The sequence below is a fragment of the Mesorhizobium sp. M7A.F.Ca.US.006.04.2.1 genome, assembly GCF_004022915.1.
Taxonomy (GTDB): domain Bacteria; phylum Pseudomonadota; class Alphaproteobacteria; order Rhizobiales; family Rhizobiaceae; genus Mesorhizobium; species Mesorhizobium ciceri.
Window position 1 is genome coordinate 1 of the sequence record NZ_RZQA01000997.1, and the last position, 2046, is coordinate 2046.

The window sequence follows — 2046 nt, forward strand, 5'->3', positions numbered from 1 at the left end:
GGATCAAGGAGGATGCCGAAGGGCAGAAGCAGGGTAGCCGTCGTCGAACCGTCCGGGCGTGCCGCGATCTCCATGGCAAGAAGCCTCTGCCCGTTCTGCTGGACCTGGTCTTGCGCAAGCGAGCACACTCTCGCCTTTTCCCGTACCGAACAGGTCACGCTCCAGTCCTGATAGACCTCACGCAGCGATGAGGGTCCATCCGGGACAGCCGCCACCTGCTGCTGCGCGGACGCCGGTGACATCAACGAAAACAGGATTGCCCCACATGCGGAGACGGCCTTCGGGCCAAGCTTCATGTGCAGACCCATTCGCGGATCTTGCATTTCTCTCCCGTCGCCTCGCAGGCATGCAAAGCGAGATCCTCCGCTTCCCGACGGGTCTCGGCCGAGTTCACGCCCCAGGGCGTGAAACGGTTCTCCACTTTGTCTGCCACGGCAAGCGCACCGCAGTGCTTGTAGGGAAAGCCGGTCTCGTCGTCATCATTCCAATGGCGATGGTTGCGGAAGACGGTGACGACGTTGCAGGCCTTTCCGCCTGCGTTCTCGCAATATTTCTGTGCGATGTCCTTCGCTTCCTGCCGCTTGTCGGCGCCCCAGAAGAAGCCGTATTTGCTATCGGCCTGCGAATAGGCAATGGCCGCCCATATGCCCTTTTCCTCCTGTTGCGGTTCCGATGGGGCCACAAGGTCGGCTGAGACGACTTGTCCGCTCCACAACAAGGTCAAGCCCAAAACTGCCAAAGCCTGCAATCTCATGGTCGGCATCCTTTCCTTGACCTCACTCGCTTCGCGTCCTACTTCGCCGCCGAAGCAAGGGAGATCACCACACAGCTTTTGCCCGTCGGCAGGAGAAGCGCTTCACCGGCATTGCCGCCGAGCTCGTAGACCTCGACCTGCCCGAGATGGTCGGTGATCTTGCTGCCCTGCGGCAGGATGGATGGGATGTCGGCGCACGGGCTGGCGAATGGCGCCACCCGCACCATCGCCCCTTCGCAACCCGTGGCGGTGGGCGATGCGAAGACGATGCCGGCGGCCGGTCCGCTATAGCGTTCCGACGCATAGTCCATGCCGACAAAAGCCTGGATGGCGTGCTTGTCGGCGGCCTGGTCGTTCCACAGGGATTTGACGCTGTATTTCGTGCCGGTCGTCAGGATCTGTCCGAGCACTGGATAGACGGTCGAGCAGGCCTGCACACCGGCCTGCTTGACATGCTCGAGGAAGGGCGTGTCCGGAAGCACGGGGGCCGCCGCTGTTGCTGCAGGTGCGGCCGTCGCGCCGCCGACCAGATTGGCGACCGCGGCGTAATTCCCGGCGGCGAAGCCAAGCCCCGCCACGACCAATCCCAGCAGTGAATATCCGGCCGCGCGTGGCCAGCGCCTTGGGGGCTCGGCCCGCCTCTGCCGATCCGCCTCGACGCTCGGAGTGCGTTTGGCGGACGTGAACTGGTCCTGCTGGCTCATGGTGGCGCCTCGGTTATTTGAGTGGTGAAAGGGCGTCTGACAGCCCCTTGAGCGTTGCGGTAACGGTGATCGTCTGCCCATCGACCGTCGAGTAGGAGATCGCCGGCGTCGCGTTCTGCGATATCTGCCGGCGCATGACGGGGCCGACCGGCAACATGCCGACACAGACCATTTCGTTGCAGCCGTTCAGCTGCACGTCGATCGGCTGCTTCTGTCCATCGAATTTCACGGACACCAGGCCATCGCTCCTGGCGTTCGGGGCGGTGCGCAGGATCATGTACGGCTTGCCGTCCTGGGTGGCGGCAAGCGACCAGCTGAAGGCCATCTTGCCGGACGCGTCCTCGATGATCTGCGAGACGTTGCAGACCTTCTTGCGGGCTTTGAGGTTCTCGTCGCAGATCAGCGTCCAGTTGTCGAATGGGCGTATGGTGCGCTGGTAGTCTCCGAGCTTCACCTCGGGCGGGAGCACCACGTCCGAAGGCTTGATCCTGTAGGTCGACGCGACCTGCCCGGCGGCCGGCACGAGGCCGCCGCAAAGCGCCAGGCAGGTCAGGGCAACAAGTCCTTTCATCCCTGCCTCAGTTCAAG

4 protein-coding genes are annotated in these 2046 nt (G+C 63.2%); all 4 read right to left on the minus strand.

The genetic code is table 11. The features are described from left to right. Window positions 1–308 (minus strand): invasion associated locus B family protein (locus EN925_RS33340; protein WP_206633066.1); only part of this gene is annotated, 308 nt, incomplete at its 3' end. Continuing rightward, window positions 293–754, minus strand: a complete 462-nt coding sequence (locus tag EN925_RS33345; protein WP_127367298.1) for a DUF4189 domain-containing protein — start codon at window positions 752–754, stop codon at window positions 293–295. The genes EN925_RS33340 and EN925_RS33345, both read right to left, overlap by 16 nt. 38 nt (window positions 755–792) lie before the next feature. Next, on the minus strand, window positions 793–1458 hold the full coding sequence (locus EN925_RS33350) for a hypothetical protein (protein WP_013529841.1): 666 nt from the start codon (window positions 1456–1458) through the stop codon (window positions 793–795). A gap of 13 nt (window positions 1459–1471) precedes the next feature. After that, on the minus strand, window positions 1472–2029 hold the full coding sequence (locus EN925_RS33355; protein ID WP_013529840.1) for an invasion associated locus B family protein: 558 nt from the start codon (window positions 2027–2029) through the stop codon (window positions 1472–1474). Window positions 2030–2046 lie beyond the last annotated feature (17 nt).

Bases quoted from the DNA above. Each gene is read 5' to 3' on its own strand.
- EN925_RS33345 (WP_127367298.1), bottom strand. From the start codon at position 754: ATGAGATTGCAGGCTTTGGCAGTTTTGGGCTTGACCTTGTTGTGGAGC.
- EN925_RS33350 (WP_013529841.1), bottom strand. From the start codon at position 1,458: ATGAGCCAGCAGGACCAGTTCACGTCCGCCAAACGCACTCCGAGCGTC.
- EN925_RS33355 (WP_013529840.1), bottom strand. From the start codon at position 2,029: ATGAAAGGACTTGTTGCCCTGACCTGCCTGGCGCTTTGCGGCGGCCTC.